General features: G+C 57.4%; 20 protein-coding genes. 8 read left to right on the forward strand and 12 right to left on the reverse strand.

Annotated elements, in window-relative coordinates; all coding sequences use genetic code 11:
• Positions 1 to 10 precede the first annotated feature (10 nt).
• On the forward strand, positions 11 to 1,546 hold the full coding sequence (locus F3J28_RS12205; protein ID WP_166876201.1) for a DHA2 family efflux MFS transporter permease subunit: 1,536 nt from the start codon (positions 11 to 13) through the stop codon (positions 1,544 to 1,546).
• 220 nt (positions 1,547 to 1,766) lie between these two features.
• Here F3J28_RS12205 and sbmA read toward each other — a convergent pair whose 3' ends face one another.
• On the reverse strand, positions 1,767 to 2,984 hold the full coding sequence (gene sbmA, locus F3J28_RS12210) for a peptide antibiotic transporter SbmA (RefSeq protein WP_166876204.1): 1,218 nt from the start codon (positions 2,982 to 2,984) through the stop codon (positions 1,767 to 1,769).
• A 247-nt stretch (positions 2,985 to 3,231) separates the two neighbouring features.
• Positions 3,232 to 4,158, reverse strand: a complete 927-nt coding sequence (gene lpxP, locus F3J28_RS12215) for a kdo(2)-lipid IV(A) palmitoleoyltransferase (protein WP_166876206.1) — start codon at positions 4,156 to 4,158, stop codon at positions 3,232 to 3,234.
• Between the two features lie 412 nt (positions 4,159 to 4,570).
• On the opposite strand from lpxP, the gene ampH reads away from it, so the two are divergent.
• Entirely contained in the window at positions 4,571 to 5,728 is a 1,158-nt protein-coding gene (ampH, locus tag F3J28_RS12220) for a D-alanyl-D-alanine-carboxypeptidase/endopeptidase AmpH (RefSeq protein ID WP_166876210.1), read from the forward strand.
• A gap of 16 nt (positions 5,729 to 5,744) precedes the next feature.
• On the opposite strand, the gene F3J28_RS12225 is transcribed toward ampH, so the two are convergent.
• The 7 genes from F3J28_RS12225 to pheP all read right to left on the reverse strand — a co-directional run bounded on the left by F3J28_RS12225 (position 5,745) and on the right by pheP (position 11,882).
• Entirely contained in the window at positions 5,745 to 6,767 is a 1,023-nt protein-coding gene (locus F3J28_RS12225; RefSeq protein WP_166876637.1) for a sensor domain-containing diguanylate cyclase, read from the reverse strand.
• A 133-nt stretch (positions 6,768 to 6,900) separates the two neighbouring features.
• The gene (locus F3J28_RS12230) at positions 6,901 to 7,803 is read right to left on the reverse strand and encodes an EamA family transporter (protein ID WP_166876213.1); all 903 of its coding nucleotides are present in this window, start codon (positions 7,801 to 7,803) and stop codon (positions 6,901 to 6,903) included.
• 114 nt (positions 7,804 to 7,917) lie between these two features.
• Positions 7,918 to 8,340: a hypothetical protein gene (locus F3J28_RS12235; protein WP_166876216.1), complete on the reverse strand. Its 423-nt coding sequence runs from the start codon at positions 8,338 to 8,340 to the stop codon at positions 7,918 to 7,920.
• Positions 8,341 to 8,516: 176 nt separating this feature from the next.
• A complete protein-coding gene (locus F3J28_RS12240; RefSeq protein ID WP_166876219.1) occupies positions 8,517 to 8,939 on the reverse strand; it encodes a hypothetical protein in 423 nt (140 codons plus the stop codon).
• Between the two features lie 173 nt (positions 8,940 to 9,112).
• Positions 9,113 to 9,538: a hypothetical protein gene (locus F3J28_RS12245; RefSeq protein ID WP_166876222.1), complete on the reverse strand. Its 426-nt coding sequence runs from the start codon at positions 9,536 to 9,538 to the stop codon at positions 9,113 to 9,115.
• Positions 9,531 to 10,235 carry a hypothetical protein gene (locus F3J28_RS12250; RefSeq protein WP_166876224.1) on the reverse strand — a complete coding sequence of 235 codons (705 nt, stop codon included), beginning with the start codon at positions 10,233 to 10,235 and terminating at the stop codon, positions 9,531 to 9,533. The genes F3J28_RS12245 and F3J28_RS12250 overlap by 8 nt, the downstream gene beginning before the upstream one ends.
• A 252-nt stretch (positions 10,236 to 10,487) precedes the next feature.
• Entirely contained in the window at positions 10,488 to 11,882 is a 1,395-nt protein-coding gene (gene pheP / locus F3J28_RS12255; RefSeq protein WP_166876228.1) for a phenylalanine transporter, read from the reverse strand.
• 141 nt (positions 11,883 to 12,023) lie between these two features.
• Between pheP and F3J28_RS12260 the strand changes: the two genes are divergently transcribed.
• From F3J28_RS12260 to F3J28_RS12285, 6 genes are all read left to right on the forward strand, one after another.
• Entirely contained in the window at positions 12,024 to 12,419 is a 396-nt protein-coding gene (locus F3J28_RS12260) for a VOC family protein (protein WP_008454438.1), read from the forward strand.
• A gap of 125 nt (positions 12,420 to 12,544) precedes the next feature.
• A complete protein-coding gene (locus F3J28_RS12265; protein ID WP_502706903.1) occupies positions 12,545 to 14,254 on the forward strand; it encodes an ABC transporter substrate-binding protein in 1,710 nt (569 codons plus the stop codon).
• A gap of 53 nt (positions 14,255 to 14,307) precedes the next feature.
• Positions 14,308 to 15,267 (forward strand): ABC transporter permease, encoded by a 960-nt coding sequence (locus tag F3J28_RS12270; protein WP_166876233.1) that lies wholly within the window; start codon positions 14,308 to 14,310, stop codon positions 15,265 to 15,267.
• Positions 15,267 to 16,214: an oligopeptide ABC transporter permease gene (gene opp4C, locus F3J28_RS12275; protein ID WP_166876640.1), complete on the forward strand. Its 948-nt coding sequence runs from the start codon at positions 15,267 to 15,269 to the stop codon at positions 16,212 to 16,214. Before F3J28_RS12270 ends, opp4C begins: the two co-directional genes overlap by 1 nt.
• Entirely contained in the window at positions 16,211 to 17,191 is a 981-nt protein-coding gene (locus F3J28_RS12280; RefSeq protein ID WP_166876236.1) for an ABC transporter ATP-binding protein, read from the forward strand. Before opp4C ends, F3J28_RS12280 begins: the two co-directional genes overlap by 4 nt.
• Positions 17,188 to 18,153, forward strand: coding sequence for an ABC transporter ATP-binding protein (locus F3J28_RS12285; RefSeq protein ID WP_166876239.1), 966 nt, complete (start codon positions 17,188 to 17,190; stop codon positions 18,151 to 18,153). Before F3J28_RS12280 ends, F3J28_RS12285 begins: the two co-directional genes overlap by 4 nt.
• 9 nt (positions 18,154 to 18,162) lie before the next feature.
• Here F3J28_RS12285 and F3J28_RS12290 read toward each other — a convergent pair whose 3' ends face one another.
• From F3J28_RS12290 to F3J28_RS12300, 3 genes are read right to left on the reverse strand one after another with little or no spacing between them, the layout of a single operon-like run.
• Positions 18,163 to 19,782 (reverse strand): cyclic peptide export ABC transporter, encoded by a 1,620-nt coding sequence (locus F3J28_RS12290; protein ID WP_166876242.1) that lies wholly within the window; start codon positions 19,780 to 19,782, stop codon positions 18,163 to 18,165.
• A 33-nt stretch (positions 19,783 to 19,815) separates the two neighbouring features.
• Entirely contained in the window at positions 19,816 to 21,813 is a 1,998-nt protein-coding gene (gene fhuB / locus F3J28_RS12295; RefSeq protein WP_166876244.1) for a Fe(3+)-hydroxamate ABC transporter permease FhuB, read from the reverse strand.
• Complete coding sequence (locus tag F3J28_RS12300; RefSeq protein WP_166876247.1) at positions 21,806 to 22,666, reverse strand: iron-siderophore ABC transporter substrate-binding protein; 861 nt, start codon at positions 22,664 to 22,666, stop codon at positions 21,806 to 21,808. Before F3J28_RS12300 ends, fhuB begins: the two co-directional genes overlap by 8 nt.
• Positions 22,667 to 22,670 lie beyond the last annotated feature (4 nt).

Genomic DNA, 22,670 nt, shown 5'->3' on the forward strand with positions numbered 1-22,670 from the left:
GAGAGACGTTATGCAAGATAAGGCGGCGTTTACGCCTCCCAGCCTGCTGCTGGCGACGATCGCACTGTCGCTGGCGACGTTTATGCAGGTACTGGACTCCACCATCGCTAACGTGGCGCTGCCGACGATCGCCGGTAACCTCGGCGTCAGCGCCGACCAGGGTACATGGGTTATCACCTCGTTCGCGGTGTGTAACGCCATTGCCCTGCCGCTGACCGGCTGGTTTACCCGCCGGTTCGGGCAGCTCAAACTGTTCGTCGGCTCCGTGGCGCTGTTCACCCTCACCTCGTTCCTGTGCGGCTTTGCCCACAGCATGACCGAGCTGATTATCTTCCGCGCGCTGCAGGGCTTTTTCGCCGGGCCAATGTTCCCGATGTGCCAGACGCTGTTGCTGATTATCTTCCCGTCCAGCAAGCGAAGTATGGCGCTGGCGCTGCTGTCGATGGTGACGGTTGTCGCGCCGATTGTCGGGCCAATCACCGGCGGCTGGATCACCGATAACTATTCCTGGCCGTGGATCTTCTACATCAACGTGCCGATCGGGATCTTTGCCGCCATCGTGGTCTGGACGCAGCTGCGCGAGCGTGAAGAAACGACCACTATAGCCCCTATCGACTACATCGGGATTGCGCTGCTGGTGCTGGGCGTGGGGCTGCTGCAGGTGGTGCTGGATAAGGGGAATGATCTCGACTGGTTCGCCTCGCCGGAGATCATCACCATGTCGGTTATCTCCGCGGTTTCGCTGGTGTCGTTTGTCATTTGGGAACTGGGCGAGCGCCACCCGATAGTCAACCTGCGGTTGTTTGCCGACCGCAACTTCGCCATCGGGACGCTGTCGCTGACGCTGGGTTACGCGGCGTTCTTCGCCATCAACATTATTCTGCCGCAGTGGCTGCAAACCCAGATGGGCTACACCGCCATCTGGGCCGGGCTGGCCGCCGCGCCGATGGGTGTGTTGCCGCTGTTGCTGACGCCGATTGTCGGGCGCTACGCCAACAAGGTTGATATGCGCCTGCTGGCCACGCTGTCGTTCCTGACCATGGGCGCTTCGTGCCTGCTGCGCGCGCAGTTTAATACCAACGTGGATTTCCGCACCATCGCCGAAGTGCAGCTGTTTATGGGGATTGGCGTGGCGTTCTTCTTCATGCCGATCACCACCATTGTGCTGTCGAACCTGCACGGCGTTGAGGTCGCGGAAGGCTCCGGGCTGGCAACCTTCTTCCGCGTGCTTGGCGGGTCGTTTGCTTCGTCCCTGACCACCTGGATTTGGTCGCGCCGCGAGGTTTATCACCATGCCAACCTGACAGAGAGCGTCTCAACCTACAATCCGTCGGCGGTGGATTACCTGCACAAGATGGGCGGCGCCACGCAGCAGCACCTGGCCGTGGTGGATAAAACCATTGAGCAGCAGGCCTATATGATGTCGACCATCGACTACTTCTGGCTGCTGGGCTGGGGCTTTATGGCGCTGATTGTCGTGATTTGGTTTGCCCGTCCGCCGTTTATACGGGCTGGAGCGCCGGGCGCTCCTTCCGCAGGGCATTGATCAGAAAGAACCAGTAAAAAGGGATGGCATTGTGCCATCCCTTTACGATTGCTGACGAAGAGGGGAAAAAGCGTGGTTTTTCCCTCTTCGTGGTTATCAGCCGAAAATCAATAAATTGATTTTCCTGATTTTTTAACAAGCTGTCCGGTATTTCTTCTGTCCACAGTGTTTACCACCAGTCTGAAAGGGATGGCATTGCGCCATCCCTTTTCTTTTAGCCTCAGACGGCTTCTTCGGTGCCCGGCACCGGCACATCCTGCAGCGTTCGCTCGAAGCTGCGCAGACGTTTGTAGATAGACATCAATTCAACCAGCGTGCTCCACGAACCAATAAGATACTGGAAAGCCCCGCGAACCTGACCGAATACGTTTGTTATCTGGGTCATCAAACCCAGCGTGATCGCGGCGGAAGCAATCGATGGAAACAGCAGGAACAGGCCAAAAACGTTATCAACCTGTAAGTAGAGAACGCGGGCAATATTGAAATAGGTGTAGTGGAAATAGAGACGGAAGTAATTATAGCGAATATGGCTAAACAGATCTTTTACCGTCGGCGGAGTGGCTCTTGAGGCATCATCTTCGCCATACACCAACTCTTTACGATATGCAGCCTCGACTTTCTGGTTATTAAACTGTAGCCCCGGCAGTTTTATCCCTACCACGGCAAGCAATCCGGTCCCCATTAATGACCAGATAACGGCCGCAATCACCAGACCATAAGGCACCGCGCCAAGAATCGGCAATTCCTTAACGTGCGGAGAAAGCGACACCAGGATGGGCAGGAAGGCAATCAGCGTCATCACCGACTGCAGCAGACTCACCCCCAGACCTTCGAGCGTATCGGCAAAACGCATAGTATCTTCCTGCACACGCTGGGCCGCCCCTTCGATGTGGCGCAGCTTCTGCCAGTGTTCCATATAGTAGTCGTTCATTGCGGTGCGCCAGCGGAAGACATAGTGGCTGACAAAAAAGAGATTCAGCACGGAAACCAACACCGCAATCAGAGCAATGCCAAGAAACACGCCCGTTTCACTATAGAACTGGCTGATGGATACCTTATTCGGTGCGCTAAGCGCCGTCTGGATCAGGTTATAGAATGGGTTATACCAGGCGTTTATCGCCACCCCAACTTCGACTAAAAACCAGGTCACAAATATAATGAGCGAGGAGCCAAGGACTGACCAGCGCTGCCATGGATGCGGGCTTATCAGCGCCCATGCCCCGGCAAAAAGCCCCACACATACGGCATAAAAAGCATAGAAAACAAAGGATTTTAGCGTCCAGAAGCGGGCTGCACTGAGGGGAACCTGCTGACTCGCGCCCGCAAGGTTTTCCAACCACAGGCCGCCGCCGGCCTGCCAAAATATGACTGCGAGTAGTCCCCATATTGCCGCCGAAAGAAAAAACAGCTTCGGCGACGGGAAGAAAGATTTGAACATGACAACACTCCTGGTACGACTTTTTGTTGTTATATCTGCCGGTTATAGCGAACGTTCTACGATAATGCTTGCAGAATGTTGTATCAAGGAGTGAGAGAGGCTTACATAAGCTGGCGCCAGCCTTTGAGAATGGCCTCGGCCGTTTTTATGCGGGGGCCAGGAGACCGTTGTGCCTCTTCCCCGCTACCACAAGGCCGGGTTCAGGCCTGCCAACGCACTTCAAAAACGTGGCACGCCTGCCTGAAGATTAAATCGTGTAAAGCCTGGCGTGGCCAAAAGGTCGGGTTTTAAAACGGCGGTGCAGCCACAGATATTGCTCCGGCGCGCGCATAATTTCGTGCTCAATTTTACGATTCATATAGGCTGCGGCGGCCTGCTCATCTTCGCCGGGATAATCACAGAGCTCCGGCTCGATGACCAGCTGGTAGCCCGTCCCACAAGGCTTGCGGATCAAAACCGTGGTCAGAATGGCGGGTTTTGCCAGGCGGGCAATAGTAAAGGTACCGTTGGTTGTCGCAGCCTGTTGAACCGCGAAGAAAGGCGCAAAAGAACTGCCTTTCGGACCATAGTCCTGATCCGGGGCGAACCACACCGCCTCGCCGGATTTCAGCGCTTTCACCATTCCCTTCAGGTTACGCCTGTCGAGCATCGCTTTGTTGGAGCGCGAGCGCCCACGGGTTTGCACATATTCCATGACTTTGTTGTTGTGCGGCCGGTACATCGCCATCATCGGGCGACACAGCCCCATGACGCGCCCGCCCAGCTCCAGCGACATAAAATGCACGCCGATAACCATCACGCCTTTGCCTTTGTCGCAGGCGGCATTGATGTGCTCCAGGCCACGAACATCAAACCATTTTTGCACTCTCTCATCCGGCCAGAACCAGGCCATACCGGTTTCAATCAGTCCCATGCCGAGGGAGGCAAAGTTTTGCTGCACGGTGGCCTCAACCTGCGCTTCGCTGTAGTGCGGGAAGCAAAGGTGAAGATTCTGGCGGGCAATGGTGACCCGGCGCTTGAGAAAATGCATTGAGAAACGGCCAATCAGGTCGCCCATTTTCATCAATACCGGGTACGGAAGCTGAACCCACAGCCAAAGCACACCCAGCCCAAACCAGGTCAGCCAATAGCGAGGATGCAGGAGGCACTTATAAAACAGCGGGTTAGTAGACATATTCACTTCTTTAATGCGAGGGGATGATGTATCGCATAAAGAATTGAATCAATCGCGGTACGCCTTAAGCCGTTACTAAGATTCCGGGGTTCAGAAATAGTTGCACTCAGACCGTTAATAACGAGCAGGATAATACGCACTTTTTGCTAAAGCAGCGTAGCGAAATCATCGGTCTTTAATCTTATTTAAGATCTTTCTTTATGGTCGCCGGGCAACAGCGCCAGCCGGAGTGTAAAAACAGGCAAAAAATGCTTTATTAAACCGCAACTGACAAACTTTTGTGCGCCATCTGGTGATGTAACGCACGGTTACGCTTTTCAGGCCGTAAAGGCTGAATTGACGCTTTGCATAAGGGCGCGGAGTAGTATAAATACCTGCTATACCGCCTTATTTTTTAAACTGGATTTTTGCGTTGAAAACTCGTCTTCCTCGTCTTCTTTTGCTGGCCGCTGCGCTGCTGCCGGCGCTCAGTTTTGCGCAACCGTCTCCGGCACCTGAATTTGCCGCCGACGTTGTCGATCGCTATGCCAACCATATTTATTACGGCAGCGGAGCCACCGGCATGGCTATCGTGGTGATTGACGGTAACCAGCGGGTGTTTCGCAGCTTCGGCGATACCCGGCCAGGCAATAACGTTCGCCCGCAGCTGGATTCGGTGATCCGCATTGCCTCACTGACAAAGCTGATGACCAGCGAAATGCTGGTAAAAATGCTCGATCAGGGGAAGGTTCAGCTCAACGATCCGCTCAGCAAATATGCGCCTCCCGGCGCCCGGGTGCCGACCTTTAACGGCCAGCCGATTACGCTGATTAACCTGGCCACGCATACCAGCGCCCTGCCGCGCGAACAGCCCGGCGGCGCAGTGCACCGCACGGTGTTCACCTGGCCAACGCGGGATCAGCGCTGGAACTGGCTCTCGCAGGCCACGCTGAAAGCCGCCCCGGGCACCGTGGCCGCCTATTCAAACCTGGCGTTTGACCTGCTGGCTGATGCCCTGTCCCGCGCAACCGGCAGGCCATATGCCGACCTGTTCGATGAGCAAATCGCTCGCCCGCTGGGGATGAAAGACACCACCTTTACCCCGTCACCAGACCAGTGCAAGCGCCTGATGATTGCCGAGAAAGGCGCCAGCCCTTGCGATAACACGCTGGCGGCGGTGGGCAGCGGCGGCGTCTATTCTACCCCCGGCGATATGATGCGCTGGATGCAGCAATTCCTCTCTTCCGACTTCCATCATCGCGGCAGCCAGGCAGACAGAATGCAAACCCTGATTTATCAGCGCAGCCAGCTGCATAAGGTCATTGGCATGGATGTGCCGGGGAAAGCTGACGCGCTGGGCATGGGCTGGGTCTGGATGTCACCGAAAGAGGGCCGCCCGGGCATTATTCAGAAAACCGGCGGCGGCGGCGGCTTCATTACCTATATGGCGATGGTGCCGCAGAATAACGTGGGCGTTTTTGTGGTGGTCACGCGCTCGCCGCTGACTCGCTTCGTTAACATGAGCGACGGTGTGAACGATCTGGTGACTGAACTTAGCGGTAATAAGGCTGTAGTAGCACCAGCATCCTGAGGATTGCGCGCGGCGTTTAGCTTACCGCCGCGCCATTTTTACGGCGCTTCTTATCCACATACATAAGCGTGTCCGCCTCGCGTATCGCATCGTCCGGCGTGATAGTAGCCGGATTCACGGCGATAGCCCCGATGCTGGGCCCCGCATAATCAATCACGCAGGATTTTAGCTGATACTCGCCGCTCAGCAGCTCTGCCAGTCTGGCACGAAAAGCCATGGTCGCTCGCAGAGCTTCGCTGTATTCCGTAGGCCCCGCACCGGCAACGATAAACTCATCGCCGCCCAGGCGACCTAATATTTCGTCCCCCCTCACGCCCTCTTTCAGCCGCTGGCCGATGGCGCAAAGGAAATCGTCCCCGGTTTCATGCCCGTGCAGATCGTTTATCTGTTTAAATCCATCCAGATCGGCAAAGGCCACCAGCACGTAGCGGGCGTCATCTTTGGCGCGCGAGAACAAACGAGGCAGCTGATCGAAGACCGCGCGGCGGTTAGGCAACCCGGTTAATTCATCGGTGTAGCTGGCGGTCGTCAGCGCGACGTTGGCCTGCTGAAGCTTTTTCAATAGCTGCTCATTCTGAATCTGCTGTGCAATCAGCTGAGAAAACAGCTGCAAGACCTGTTCGCTATGATCGGTCAGCTCGCGCTGTTCAGAACTGGCGGCGCAGAGCGTGCCGTAGAGCGAACCATCGGCAAGGGTCACGGGCGTGCTGACGTAGGTCACAATCCCCAGCGCCTTTGCCGCTTCAGAGTCACCCCATACGCTTGCGACATCGCAGGTATAGCGGCGGCCTTCGTCTAAAGCGCGTTTACATAGCGTGTCTTCCCAGGGCACGGAAAGCCCTTCGGGAATATTCATCGCCCTGGTATTGCGGGAGAAAACAATTTGCTGCTGGCTACCCTCCGCATCAATGCGGGTCAGGTAGGTGGATTCCATGTTAGTCACCAGCTCCAGCATTTCCAGCAGCTGTCTGACCAAACCTTCCAGGGTGTATTCGGCGTCTAAAGCGGAAGAGATTCGCTCAATCAGATTATCAATCATCACACTGAAATACCTTTATCGGAGGTGCAGACTTGCGCCGGGAAGCGCACTTTTTACCGTATCACAACGGCAACTTCTACCCCTCAAAATATGATATTTCTGCCGGTAATTAAACCTTGCAAAATGTAGCGACTTAGTGTGAATGCAGCTTGCCCCGGGAATCCAGAGAGATAAGCACCACCGAAGAGATAATCAGCAGCGACCCCAGCCAGTCCGGCAGCGTAAAGCTAATGCCCAGCAGCAGCACCGAGAGCAATGCGCTGCTCAGCGGCTCCGCGCAGCTAAGAATGCTGGCCTTTGGCCCGCCAATCATTTGCGCCCCTGTCAGGTAGAGGCTGAAAGTGATCGCCGTGCCGACTATCACCAGGTAGAAGAAGGCCAGCAGCGTGCCGCCGGTGGCGGTGAAACTGCCGATCTGGCTGGCGTAAAACGGCAGCAGCGCCGCGCCGCCCAGCAGCATACTCCAGCCCACGACGGGCAGTGTACCGTAGCGAGCAATCAGCTTCGAGGGATAAGTCGTGTAAAACGCTGCGGCAAACGCGGAGGCGATACCCCAGAACAACGCGCTGCCGGAAATGGTAATCGACGCTGGGTTGCCGTGAGTCACCAGCACAAACGTCCCGATTAACGAGGTGCCAATCGCGGCATAAACCAGTTTGCCGGAACGCTTTTTCCGCACAAAGGCAAACCAGGCCACGATAATGGTCGGCGAAAGGAATTGCAGCACCGTCGCTGTCGCGGCGTTGGACTGTTCGATGGTCAAAAGGAAGGTCAGCTGCACCGTCAACGCGCCGCAGAGGGTAAAAATCAGCAGGGAAATCAGGTCGTTTCGTTGCTTAAACACGGCGAAGATTTTGTCCCCGTGCATAAACGACAGCATCAGCAGAATCAGGCCGGAGAACAGCAGTCGGAGCATGGTCAGCGACGCCGAGGAAATATGGCTTTGCTCCATGATGTACTGCGCACAAACCCCGGAGCTTCCCCACAGCACCGCCGCAAACAACACATACAGCATCCCTTTCCGACTAACGCTCATTCCCCTGCCCTTTTAACACCCGTTTCTTTAGGGCAGCATGATAGCGTAAATCAGGGAGGATTAGTTGCCGGACGTTGCTATCGGCAACGTCCGGCACAGCAAAAGCAGAGGCTATCAGTAGTTATAAATAACGGCGACCTGGATAATCTTTTCTTCTTTCAGATTGCTTACCGTAATCGTCTCCTCGGGATCGCTCCCCCGCCAACATATCGCTTTAATATGACACTCCTTTTGTTTTATATATCCCTTTCCTTCCAGATAGGCATCAACCCGACCGGAGTCATCAATATCATAGAAACTGATTGCGTGGATAAATGCGGCAGGCCCGGTAATATTCGCATAGTCAAAGTCGTACCGGGGGGAAATACGCGGCATTTCTCGCAGGATATCGGGGGTATAATATTCATATTCCCGCTTGTCCTGCTCGGTGTAATGGGCACTGCCTGCAAAATCCATCTTTATATAGGGCCAGACCCATATCAATCCAGCGGTAATAATCCCCACAGCTACGATAAGCACTTTTAAAGCGTTACGCATAAGGCAACGTCCCTCCCTTGGCTTTATCGATACATAAGCCATCGGCGCTGACAACCCTGACAATGCCTGAGCGGAAATCGCTCCACGGCCTGACGGTTTGCATAAAGTTATCCTAAATACCGAAAGGAGCCGAACGTTGCTATCGGCAACGTCCGCCGCAGCAAAAGCAGCGGCAATCAGAAATTATAAATAACGGCGACCTGGATAATCTTTTCTTCTTTCAGATTGCTTACCGTAATCGTCTCCTCGGGATCGCTCCCCCGCCAACATATCGCTTTAATATGACACTCCTTTTGTTTTATATATCCCTTTCCTTCCAGATAGGCATCAACCCGACCGGAGTCATCAATATCATAGAAACTGATTGCGTGGATAAATGCGGCAGGCCCGGTAATATTCACATAATTAAAGTCGTAGCGGGGGGAAATACGCGGCATTTCTCGCAGGATATCGGGGGTGTAAAATTTATATTCCCGCTTGTCCTGTTCGGTGTAATGGGCGCTACCCTCAAAGCTCATCTCTATATAGGGCCAGGCCCAGACCAGCCCGGCGGTAATCACCACAGCGACCGCGATAAGCACTTTTAAAGCGTTACGCATAAGGTAGTACCCCGTTTCTTCCATTATCGATATATGAGCCCTCGGCGCTGACAACCCTGACAATGCCTGAGCGGAAATCGCTCCACGGCCTGACGGTTTGCATAAAATTATCCTAAATCCGGGAAGGAGACGGACGTTGCGATAGGCAATGTCTGGCACAGCATAATCAGCGGCTATCGTAGATTGTAAATGACACTTACCTGAATGAATTTTTTTTTCTCGTGGTGTGCAACCGTAATCGTCTCCTCGGGATCGCTTCCTTTCCAGCACGTTCCATCGATAAAACAATCATCCTGTTTTGTATATCCCTTTCCCTCCAGATAAAGATCAACTTTGCTGGAGTCATCAATATCATAAAAGCTGACTACATGGATAAATGCGGCAGGCCCGGTAATATTCACATAGTTAAAGTCGTAGCGGGGGGAAATACGCGGCATTTCTCGCAGGATATCGGGGGTGTAAAATTTATATTCCCGCTTGTCCTGTTCGGTGTAATGGGCGCTACCCTCAAAGCTCATCTCTATATAGGGCCAGGCCCAAACCAGCCCGGCGGTAATCACCACAGCGACCGCGATAAGCACTTTTAAAGCGTTACGCATAAGGTAACGTCCCTCCCTTTGCTTTATCGATATATGAGCCATCGGCGCTGGCAATCCTGACAATGCCTGAGCGGAAATCGCTCCACGGCCTGACGGTTTGCATAAAATTTGGCAAGTTGCCTTTATAGGGCCTTCCGTTGGGGAAGATATCGGGGTCGGGAAACAGCAGCGGCCGGAATGACTCGTTTTTCCAGCCGCCTATTTTGCCGTAATGATCCCAGCGTTTAAGCGCCTTTTCTCGGCTGACTACACCTAACATGCCAAAAGGTTTTGGGATAGAAACAACCCGATAGAACCCCAGCAAATTTGACACCAGATCCTCGCCGCTGAATCCACTGTCCGTCACCAGGCTAACGGGAAATGACGCCTGCAGCCCTTCGAACTTGCGCGTCAATGACACCATCATTGCCAGCGCAATACTTCTGCGCTCAAGCAGGGTACGGCCACGTTTAATCCGCCATTTAATAAACTTGCCCGTTTTTATGTTACTTACCCATTCAGACATAGACTGTGAGTAGCTCACATCGTAATATTCTTTCCCCTGCCTTTCCCCTGAGTCAATGTCCCGCAACAAATTTCGTATATCGGTCCCTTGAGCATGACCTAAATCGATCCATCCCAGCACTTCGGTATAAATCAGTCCATAGGTAGCTATATGTGCTGAATCACTGCCCTTTATATCACTCCGCTTGCTCATCGCTTTACACTCCTTGTTTGATGGATGAGATTTAACTTATGCAGCCACCTATTTTATTCATCAGGATTATATTACCCAGACATCACATCATTAAATATAATAACTCATAAAACAAACCCCTCTCGATTATATATAATCTCTCAAATCAGGAGGTAAATTGCCACTGGAGAATATAAAATAAAAACTTAATTAATATTTAATTATAAATAACGCCAACCCGATTAAAAGCAGCTGGCGTTATTTGGGGGGACTTTAGTGGGTTTTACGGCGCAGCAGCTTAAAGGCAATAAAGAGGAACACTATCCAGGCCGGCAGCAGCATGGCAGACACGCGCATCCCGTCAATGGTACACATCAGCCCCAGCACCATCATCATAAAGGCGATGCACAGGTAGTTACCGAACGGGTAAAGCAGCGCCTTGAAGCGGGTTTCATGCCCCTGACGGCGCATCGCGCGACGGAACTTGATGTGCGCCAGCGAAATCATGATCCAGTTCAGCAGCAGCGTCGCCACCACCAGCGCCATCAGCAGGCCAAAGGCGTCATGCGGCAGCACATAGTTGAGGACGACAACCAGCGAAGTGATCGCGCCAGACAGCAGCAGTGAATTCACCGGCACGCCACCGCGGCTGACTTTCGCCAGGAATTTTGGCGCATTGCGCTGCACGGAGAGGCCGAACAGCATGCGGCTGTTGGAATACACGCCGCTGTTATAAACCGACAGCGAAGCCACCAGAATCACGAAGTTGAGCGCCGAGGCAACCACATTACTGTTCAGCTCGTGGAAAATCATCACAAACGGACTGCTGTTGGACTTGATCTCCAGCCACGGGTAGAGCGAAAGCAGCACCACCAGCGAGCCGATATAAAACAGCAGAATGCGATACACCACCTGGTTTACCGCCTTCGGAATAGTAGTTTGTGGCGAACGCGCCTCGGCCGCCGTAATACCGATAAGCTCCAGCCCGCCGAACGAGAACATAATCACCGCGAGGGACAAAATCAGCCCGTGCCAGCCCGTAGCGAGGAAGCCGCCGTGCTGCCAGAGGTTGCTCACGCCCGCGCGCTCGCCGCCGTGGCCGGAAGCCAGCAGCCAGATGCCGAAGCCAATCATGCCGACAATCGCCAGCACCTTAATCAGCGCAAACCAGAACTCCATCTCGCCATAAAGGCGCACGTTCACGAGGTTCGCGGCGTTAATCACCACGAAGAACAGCGCCACCCAGGTCCAGGTCGGCACGTCCGGGAACCAGTACTGCATATAAATGCCGCCGGCGGTCAGCTCTGCCATGCCGACCAGCACGAACATCACCCAGTAGTTCCAGCCGGACAGGAAGCCGGCAAACGGCCCCCAATATTTATAGGCAAAATGCGAAAACGAACCAGAAACCGGCTCTTCAACCACCATCTCACCGAGCTGGCGCATGATCAGAAATGCAATGATCCCCGCCACGCCGTAGCCCAGCAGGACGGCAGGCCCCGCCATTTGGATCGCCGGGCCAATGCCGAGAAAGAGTCCGGTGCCGATCGCGCCGCCCAGCGCAATCAGCTGAATATGGCGATTCTGCAAGCCGCGCTGTAATTGATGGCCATCCTCCGGCCCCGCACCCTGGCCCTGTGGCTCAGAGGCGACTGACGTGTTTTTCACGCCCTGCTCCTTTGTGATTTGTCAAAGGGGCACCTTTTAACACCTGAAGCTAAGAGTGGCAAGGAATGGTTACACTTCGGAAATAATCCTTGGTGAATGTTATGCTCGCCCCCATTTATCACCAGAGGAAAGGAGCAGGCATTGAAAACGCAAAAACGGGCGCTGGGCTGCGTGGCTATCGTTGTGGATGATTACGACAAAGCGATTGAATACTACACACAAAAACTGGGCTTCACGCTTGTGGAGGACACGCCTCAGGAAGGGAAACGTTGGGTCGTCGTCACGCCAAACCCGGAAAGTGATTGTCACCTGCTGCTGGCCAAAGCCACCAACGAACGCCAGCAGGCTTCTATTGGCGATCAGTGCGGCGGCAGGGTTTTCCTTTTCCTTCACACCGATGATTTTTGGCGCGATCACGCCATGATGACGGCCAACGGCGTGCATTTCTGCGAAGTTCCACGAGAAGAAGAATACGGCACGGTTGCCGTCTTTGAAGATCTCTACGGCAACCGCTGGGATTTGCTCCAGCACAACTAATACGCTTTGTGGGAGCAAAGGAACAAATCGCTATAAGGCATAGCGTTTCGTTGTTAGACAGGCAAGATCTGGGCTTTTATCTTTCGTCATGATTTGTAAATTTTACAGCAAAAAATCTTGAGGGAATGCTATTGGCCAGGTTACTTGACGCATTACAAACAAAACCCACGCGCTTTCGCCTGGCCTTACAGGCAGCCCTGATTAGCAGCGTGGTGGTTTTCTCCGGCGCGGCGGCGGCCGATGACATCTTAAAAGAGGGCACCACGCCCGCCACCGACGCCAGCCAAATCCCGGCCACGGCTAAACTACGCAAAGACACCGTGGTCGCCGGGATTTCCGAACCTCAGGGCATCTTCAACCCTTACTTCTTCGTTAACGGCTGGGATGAAAACGTCACCAACGTCATTTTCTCGCGCCTGATTGACTGGGACAGCCACGGAAATCTGGTCCCTGGCCTTGCCGAAAGCTGGACGGTCAGCCCGGATGGCAAAGTCTATACCATCAAGTTACGCCCTGGCCTGACCTTTAGCGACGGCTCCCCGCTGACCGCCGAAGACGTCGCGTTCACGCTCACCGTGCTGTATGACCCGAAATATGACGGCGATACCGACATCACGCTTGCCAACATCGCGGGCGGGGCCGAATACAAAGCCGGGAAAGCCGACAGCGTCAGCGGCCTGAAGGTGATTGATCCGCTCACGCTGCAGGTCACCACCACCCAACCTGGGGCGACCACGCTGGGCAAAATTGGCGGCCCGGTGCTGTCGAAGGCCTACTATGGCAAAGGCTACCAGCGCGGCAATCTGGATTACCTGCGTACCCTGCACGGCAAACCGCTGGGCAACGGCCCGTATGTGTATGAGAAATACATCCCAGGGCAGGAAATTCGCTTCCACGCCAACACCCATTTCTATCGAGGTACGCCGCCAACGCCACGCTTTATTTACCGCGTGACTAACCCGTCCACCAACTTCCAGCTGTTCCAGACCGGCGAGACGGATTACGACGCCTTTACTTCCCGCCCGGACGATGTTGAGCAGCTGAAACTGTTGGGCTTCGCCAATATCAACCTTTACGGCTCCAGCGACTACAGCAAGGTCGAATTCAACGTTCGCCGCCCGGCGCTGCAGGACGTAAAAGTTCGCCAGGCGCTGATCTACGGTCTGGATCGCCAGAAATTGATCGACGTGGTCTACCAGGGCTACGGCACGGTCGCCAACGAGCCGATCTCGCCGATCTCCTGGGCTTATAACCCGGAGGGCGTGAACCCGTATAAATTCGATCAGGCGCAGGCGAAAAAACTGCTGGATGAAGCAGGCTGGAAGCCTGGCCCGGACGGCATCCGCGTGAAGGACGGCAAGCGCCTGGAGCTGACGCTACTGGCCAGCAAAAAAGTGCTGAACGACGCGCTGATCCCTATCGCCAAAGAGAACTGGCAGCAGATCGGCGTGCTGCTGAAACCGCAGGTTGTCGACTTCAATGCCCTGATGGCGCAGCGTAAAGCGGGCAACTACGATCTGGCCTCCTTTAGCACCAGCACGCTGAACGATCCGCACGACGGCGTGTGGGATTACTACAGCACCGAAGCCAAAGAGTCCGGCTATAACAACCCGCAGGTGGACAAGCTGATTAACGAAGGCAACGCCACGCTCGACGAGGAAAAGCGTAAAGCTATCTACCACGAGCTGTACAAAGTGCTGGCGGCAGATCCCCCGGTGATTCTGCTTGGCAACCGCAAAATCCTGTCCGCCAGCAGCGCCCGCGTCACCGGCTTTAAGCCAGATATCTACAACGGCCTGACCGGCAGCCTGCCTGATGTGAAAATCGTTAAGTAACGCAGTAACCCTTGCCGCCGCCCTTTCACCGGGGCGGCGGCAGTGAGAACGTGATGAAAAATTTTATTCTGCGCCGCCTGCTGCAAACCCTGCCGATGCTGCTGCTCGCCTCGTTTATCATCTTTATGCTGTTCGCGAAAACGCCAGGTGATTTTATCGACGGCAATATTACGCTGACCGCCGCCCGCGCTGCCGAGCTCAAAGCAATTTACGGCCTCGACCAGCCGCTGTTCACCCGCTACCTTCACTGGCTTGGGCAACTGCTGACGGGAGACCTGGGCTTCTCTCTGCAATATCAAATCCCCGTTAGCCAATTGCTGAACCAGTACATCTGGAACTCTTTCCTGCTGGCCTCCATTGCGCTGGTGTTTTACTGGGGGATTGGTCTGGCGGTGGGGATTGTTTCGGCCATGAGACCCAATTCGCTGTTTGATCATCTGGTCAGCGTGCTGGTGTTCGCCGCCATGTCTTTCCCGACCTTTTTCCTCTGCCTGCTGCTGATCAAGTGGTTCGCGGTAGATCTGCACTGGCTGCCAGTCGGCGGCATGACCAACACCGGCAGCGACGCCACCGGCTGGGCCTGGGTCGTGCAGGTTGCCGCCCACCTTGTGCTGCCCGTACTCGCGCTGGTGATGCTGCAGGCGGGCAGCCTGACGCGCTACTTCCGCGCCAGTATGCTGGACGTAGTGAAGATGGATTTTATTCGCACCGCTCGCGCCAAAGGGCTGCGCGAACGCACCGTTATTCTTAAACATGCCCTGCGCAATGCGCTGCTGCCGATCATCACCCTGCTGGGCTTTGAGCTGCCGGGGCTGTTCTCCGGGGCAATCATTACCGAAAAGGTCTTTAACTGGCCGGGCGCCGGCCACATTCATATTGATTCCCTCGCCGCCCGTGACTACCCGGTTCTGATGGGCTTCACGCTGTTTCTGGCGGTACTAACCATCCTCGGCAACCTGATTGCCGACGTGCTTTACGCGTGGGCCGACCCGCGCATTCGGGTGAGGTCGTGATGCTCAGTTCTCTGTTTTCTACCAACCGCCGCCTGCGCAAAGCCGAAATTCCGGCGCTGGCACAGGTGACGCCTTCCCCGTGGCATCAGGCCTGGCAGGCGCTGAGGCGCAACCGCCTGGCGATGTTCTGCCTGATTCTTCTGATAGTGATGGCAATCTGGTGCGCCCTGGGGCCGCTCTGGTCGCCGTGGAAGGACGACGCCACCGACGCCCTGATGATCAACAAGCCGCCGGGCGAAATCCACTGGCTGGGCACCGACTTCCTCGGGCGCGATGTCTACACCCGCCTGCTGCTGGCCGGGCGCATTTCATTAATTATCGGCCTGCTGACCATGCTGCTCTCGGTCACCCTCGGCTACCTGCTCGGCGCGGTTTCCGGCTATCTCGGCGGCTGGACCGACAAACTGATTATGCGCCTGGCGGATCTGGTGATGACCATTCCCAGCCTGCCGCTGCTGATCGTCGCGGGCGCGATGCTGTCGGAGCTCGACTTCTCGCCGGAATCGCGCATTTACATGGTGGTTATCATGCTGAGCCTGCTGGAGTGGCCAAAGCTTGCGCGCCTGGTCCGCGGGCAAATCCTCTCCCTGCGCGAACGCGACTTTATGCTGGCGACCCGCGTATTAGGCCTTTCCGCCCGCCGCCGCCTGTTCGGGCACTTGCTGCCGAACACCATTCCAATTCTGGTGGTGATGGCGACGATGGCGGTGGCCAACGCCATTCTGATGGAGTCCGCGCTGAGCTACCTCGGCCTCGGCGTCGTGCCGCCCACGCCTTCGTGGGGCAACATGATGGACAGCGCCAACAGCCTGATCGACTTCCAGCGCCGCCCGTGGCTGTGGATGCCGCCGGGTATCGCCATTTTTATCACCGTGATCGCCATTAACGTGCTGGGCGACGGCCTGCGCGATGCGTTGGATCCGAAAATGAAGCGAGGCGCGAAATGAACGAAGCGCTGATTGAGTTTAATAACCTTTCCCTCTCCTTCGCCGGAGAGCAGGGGCGCGTGCGTGCCGTGCAGGACGTGTCGTTTTCCGTTCGCGCCGGGCAAACCGTCGGCGTCGTCGGCGAGTCAGGCTGCGGCAAAAGCGTGACCGCCATGTCGCTGATGGGGCTGCTGCCTCCGCAGGCGGCGCGTATCGACGGCGGCGAAATCCTGTTTCAGAGGAAAAATCTGCTGGGCCTGAAGCCCGCGCAGATGGCAGATTTGCGCGGCAACGAACTGGCGATGATTTTCCAGGAGCCGATGACCGCCCTGAACCCGGTGCTGACTATCGGCGACCAGCTTTGCGAGCCGCTGATCCGCCACCGGGGCGAAACGCCCAAGGCCGCCTGGCAGCTGGCGACACAAATGCTGGCCGACGTCGGGCTGGCGCGAGCGGAAAGCCTGATGGCCAGCTACCCGCACCAGCTTTCCGGCGGGATGTTACAGCGCGTGATGATCGCCATGGCGCTGAGCTGCAGGCCAAAGCTGCTGATCGCCGATGAGCCGACGACGGCGCTGGACGTCACCGTTCAGGCGCAGATCCTGCGTCTGCTGCGGGATCAGGCGCGCCAGCACCGTATGGCGCTGATGCTGATCACCCACGATCTCGGCGTTATCGCCCAGATGGCCGAACACGTCGTGGTGATGTATGCCGGGCGCATCGTTGAGCAGGGGCCAACGGCGGAGGTGCTCCGCAATCCGCTGCACCCTTATACCAAAGGGCTGATCTCTTCCCGGCCAATCCCGGGCGAGCGCCGCCGCAGGCTCTATTCGATCCCCGGCCAGGTGCCCGATTTAGCCGCCCTGCCGCCCTACTGCGCCTTTACCGATCGCTGTGAACGTGCCACCGAGCGCTGCCGCCAGGGCATTCCAGCGCTGCTCGGCCAGCAGCGCCAGGCCGCCTGTTTTTACAGTGAGTTAGCGGAGTCCGCATCGTGAACACTCAGTACGTGATTGAAGTCGAAGGACTCAAAAAACATTTCCCTCTGCGCGACGGGCTTTTTGGCCAACAAACTGGCGAGCTGCGCGCGGTCGACGGCGTCAGCTTCAACATTCGCCAGGGCACCATTTTCGGCCTCGTGGGCGAGTCCGGCAGCGGAAAAACCACCGTTGGCCGCACCCTGCTTGGCCTGTATGACAAAACCGCCGGTAGCGTGAAGTATCGCGGCAAAGAATTGAGTGAGTTGAGCGCCAAAGAATCGCGGGCGCTGCGCCCCAAAATCCAGCTGGTATTTCAGGATCCTTACAGCTCTTTAAACCCGCGCATCCGCGTGGGCGATGCCATCGGGGAAGCGATGCTGGAGCACAAGCTTTGCACCCGCGCCGAACTGCGGGACAAGGTGCTGGAAGTGATGAAGATTTGCGGGCTGGCACCGCAGCATTACTCCCGTTTCCCGCATGAGTTTTCCGGCGGCCAGCGCCAGCGCATTGGTATTGCTCGCGCGCTGATCCTTAACCCCGATTTTATTATTGCGGACGAACCGATCTCAGCGCTGGACGTTTCCATTCAGGCGCAGATCATCAACCTGTTTTCCGATCTGCGCGACGAACGCGGCGTGACGTTTCTGTTTATCTCGCACGATCTCGGCGTGGTGGAGCACCTCTGCGACGACGTCGCGGTGATGTATCTCGGCCAACTGGTGGAAACCGCCAGCCGCGACACGCTGTTCAGCCGACCACTGCACCCGTATACGCAGGCGCTGTTAGCCGCGGTTCCGACGCTGGATCCGGACAGCGAGCCGGTGGCCGCCATTCAGGGCGAAATCCCCGATCCTTCTCGCCCGCCTTCCGGCTGCCGCTTCTCCTCGCGCTGCCCGCTGGTCACCGACCGATGCCGCCAGGAAGTCCCGGCGCTGCGGGAAGTGGGCGATGCTCATCGCGTCGCGTGTCATTTGGTTTAGCTCTGTGATTCAGGCAGACAGCGGCCTGAGTACGCTGTCTGCCACCACCTGCCCTGACTCCAGCTTGATCAATCTGTCCGCCAGCGGGAAATAGCGGTCATCGTGGGTAATGGCGAGCACCGTTTTGCCTTCCGCTTTCAGCATCGGCAGCAGCACTTTGTAGAACACCTCTTTGAAACCGGGATCCTGATCTGCCGCCCATTCGTCAAACAGATAAAAAGGCCGGTTCTCCAGCCATACCTGCAGCAACGCGAGACGTTTACGCTGCCCCTGAGAAAGCGCGGTGGTCGAGAAACGCCCGTCCCGGAAGGCCACTTTGTGGTCGAGCTTCAGCAGGTGCAGCAGCTTGTTCACCTGGTCCGCCGTGCGCTCGTGGACGTTATCCACGTCATCGAACAGGAAGAAATCATTGAATACCACGGCAAAATGCTGGCGGTAGATCTCACGCTGCTCGGGCGTTATCAGCCTGCCGTTTAGTCGGAGGTCGCCGCTGTCCGGCGGGTAAAGGCCCACCAGCAGATTGGCCAGCGTGGTTTTCCCGCTGCCGTTGCCGCCCACCAGAAAGACCAGCTCGCCCTGAGTGAAACGAAGATTAAGCGGCCCGAGAGTAAAACGTTCCCCCTCTTCGCCCTGATATTCGTAACGAATATCGGCCAGCTCAAGGCCGTCAAAACGCGGCGGGCTTTTCAGCGGCAGCAGCTTTTCCTGCGGCAGATCGGTTTTAAGCTGGGCGATTCGCTGGAGCGCGATGCGGGCGCTGGTCACCGTCGGCAGCGCCGACAAAACGCCTTCCACCGGCACAATCATGTACAGAAAAATCATCGTGTAGCCGGTCATCACCGCCGAACTCAGCGCCAGCGACTCCCGCAGCCAGTAAAGCACCACGCCGATAAACGCGAAGAACAGCACGCTACCCCAGCTCTTCGCCAGGCCGTAAAACACATACCCGCGGGTGCGTTCGATGCGCACCGCCTCGATATTCTCGCTCAGCGGTCCGTCGACAAAATGCCGCCTGCGCGACGGGTTCAGGCGAAACTCGCGCCCGCCATCGAACAGTTTTTTACACTGGGCAATCAGCGTATCTTCCCGCTGCCGCGAGCTACGCAACAGCCCCAACGCTTTACCGTGGGCGGCGCGGTAGCCCATCGCCCCCAGGCCAAGCACCAGCAGCGCCAGCAGCAAGACCTGCCACGACAGCGTGCCGAGGTAAATCAGGCAGCCGACAATCGCCGCCCCGTAGATAAGCAGCCCCGGCAGGCTGACGAAAAAGACCACCAGCGTGTCGAGATCCTGGGTCAGAATGGACACCGCCTTTGCCATACCGGTTTTCTCCAGCTGCGCCCAGGCGGTTTCGCTGACGTGATCCACCACGTCTTTGCGCAGCGTGGCCTTCACTTTTTGCCCGAGCCACATAAACAGCGTTTCGGCCAGCACGCGGGTGCCCAGCATTAACGCGGCCAGCAGCACAAACTTCAGCGCCACGTCGGCCAGCCCGCCGGGCGGCAGCGTCAGGCTATGGTTGATCACCGCCAGCAGCGAGGCGTTGCTTAGCCCGCTGACCACGCTGGCAAACGCCGCCAGCACCAGCCAGCCGCCCACCAGGCGGAACAGCATCATTAACAGAGACATTGTTACTTCCTTTTCGACATTACTCTGCCGGCGCTATTGTTGATGTATATGCGCCCGGCTACGGATCAGCGGCCATACCAGCAGCGGTACGCCGACCAGCGACGCCACCAGCCCCACGGGCAGCTGACGCGGATAGAGAAAATTGCGGCCCATCCAGTCCGCCAGCACCATAATCAGCGCGGACAGCAGCGCGGCGGTGAACAGCTGCGCCATCGGGCGTTTCGCGCCGGCTTTTCTCGCCAGATGCGGCCCCAGCAGCCCGACAAACGACACCGGCCCGACGATCAGCGTGGCCAGCCCGGTCATCAGTGCGGCCAGCGCCAGCACGCTAATCCTCGCCCTGGCGACATTCACGCCCAGCGAGCCGCTCACCTGCCCGAGCGGCAGCAGCAGTAGCCAGCGTTTGCACAGCGGAGAAACCGCCAACAGCAGCAACATGGCGAAGAACACGCCGATGGCGATGCCGTTATTGACGTAGTAGGTGCTGCCGGTCATCAGCTGCAGCAGCATCGAACTGGCCTGGCGGTTATTCAGCATCACAATGCTGGCGATGGCCTGGAACAGCGCGTTCAGCGCCAGACCGTTCAGCAGCACCCGCTGCGGGTTAAAGGCGCTCTGGCGGCTGCTCCACAGCGTTACCAGCAGGCTGGTCAGCGCCCCGGCGGCGCTGCTGAGGATCATCAGCCCCGTCCCACCCGTCGGAAATAGCAACAGAAATGCCGTCACGCCCATCGCCGCTCCCCCGCCGATGCCGAGGATCTCCGGGCTTGCCAGCGGATTACCGCTCACGCGCTGCATCAATACGCCCGCCGCCGCCAGCAAAGCTCCGGCGCTCAATGCCGCCAGCAGGCGCGGCAGGCGCATCGGCAACAAAGCGGGCTGTTCCGCAAGGGTCGTCCAGTGCCAACCGTGCAGCCCCTGGCCGACAAACAGCGACAGCACAACAGCCACCAGCAGCAGCGCAGAAGCCATGCCCGCCGGGAAGCGCACGCCGCCGGCTTCGCCTTCATAAGCCGAAGGCGTGGTATCCAGTACCTGGTGCCGGGCCTTGCCCGCCAGCAGGATCAGCAGCGGCCCGCCGGTCAGGGCAGTTAACATCCCCACCGGCAGCAGCTGCCCGTCCAGCAGCGTGATACGGCTGACGCACAGGTCGGTGAACCACAGCAAACCGGCCCCGATAAGCAGCGAGTGGCTGAGCATTTGCCGGGTGGTACGCGCCCCACCCAAGCGCGCCAGATGCGGGGCGGCCAGGCCGATAAAACCAATCACCCCGACGCTGTTAATGATTAAGGCGCTCATCACCAGCGCCAGCGCCATCGCCGCCGAACGGATCAGCAGCGGAGATGCGCCCAGGCTGCTCACCATCGCCTCCGGCAGCCTGAGCAGCGCCAGCGGACGCAGCAACAACAGCAAAGCCAGGCCGCACAGCCCGAGCCAGGGCAGAATCGCCGTCACGCCGCTCCAGTCCTGCTGCGCCAGCGAACCGCCGCCCCACATCAGCACCGACAGCAGAAAACGGTCGTTGATCACCGCCATGATCATCGTCAGCGAGCCGCACCACAGGTTGACCAACATCCCCGCCTGAATCATCACCAGCGGCGACAGACGCTGCCGCCAGGAAAGCAGCAACACCAGCAGCAAAGCGACAACTTCCCCGGTAATCACTATGCCGGTTCGTGCAGAGAGCAGCGTCGCCGGGAACCACATCGACGCCACGCCCAAAGCCAGCGTTGCGCCGGAAGTCATGCCGAGGGTAATCGGTTCCGCCAGCGGATTGCGCAGCGCCCGCTGCATCAGCCAGCCGCAAAGGGCCAGTACGGCGCCGCCGAGTAAAGCCATCACCTGGCGTGGGAACCACATGGAGTGCAGGATCACCGCCTGCGCGTCGGCCATTTTCGAGCTAAACAGCACGTTCAGGCCGTGAAGAAGCCCGCCGTGCTTCGCGACGTTTTGCAGCGCCATGACGATGCTCGCCAGCCAAAGCCCGGCGATCAGCAGCCAGGAAGCCGTCGTTTTTCCCGTCTCAGCCATGCTGCCACCCCGCCACGATTTGCCCCAATGCTGCGGCAATGCGCGTGGCCGTCACCAGCGCACCACCGGAATTGAATTTTTGCGCCGGGAAAGCCAGCTGAGTCTGAGAAGTGAGCGGCAGACGCTGCCAGAGCAGTGAACTCTGCCAGCCTTGGATCTGCGGCCATTGCCCGTCCTCCGGCAATAGAATCAGCCCGGCATTGTCTGCCCCAATGCGCGTCAGCTCGACCATAGCCTCGCCCTGCGCGTTAACGCCGCCGCGCCAGGCATTGCTGAAACCGCAGCGCGACAGTACATCTCCGGCAAGGCTGCCCGCGCCGTAAAGCCGCATATGCAGCGCGTCTACCGGCGTGGCGATAAACAGCGGACGTTGATAAGCAGAAGCGGATTCTCTGGCACGAATCGCAGCCTGCTCAAAAGCCGCCGTGACCGCACGAGCCTGCGCCTGGCGCTGGAGTACAACAGCCAGCTTATCGAGGGAAATTTGCCATTCGGCGAGACTGCCGGTTGGCAGCGTCAGCGTGGGTGCAATACGATCCAGCTGAGGCTTAAGAAGCGCGTGACCCGGCGTGATAACGATCAGATCGGGCTTTAGCGCATACAGGGTTTCGAGGTTGGGCTGAAACAGCAGGCCGATATCCACCACGCTGGCGGGCAGTTCCGGCGTGCCTATCAGCTTGCGATACCAGTCGGGGGCAGATACCGACTGTGGCGTCACGCCAAGCGCCAGAATCAGCTCAGTCAGCCCCCAGTCCAGCACCGCCAAGCGCTGCGGAGGCCCGGAAACGGCACCAGCCGCCCCGATAAACGGGGCGGCCAGCGCAAAGGTCAGTAAACGTCTGCGGGAGAGCATTCGC

It is taken from the genome of Enterobacter sp. Ap-1006, assembly GCF_011752835.1.
Lineage (GTDB): Bacteria > Pseudomonadota > Gammaproteobacteria > Enterobacterales > Enterobacteriaceae > Cedecea.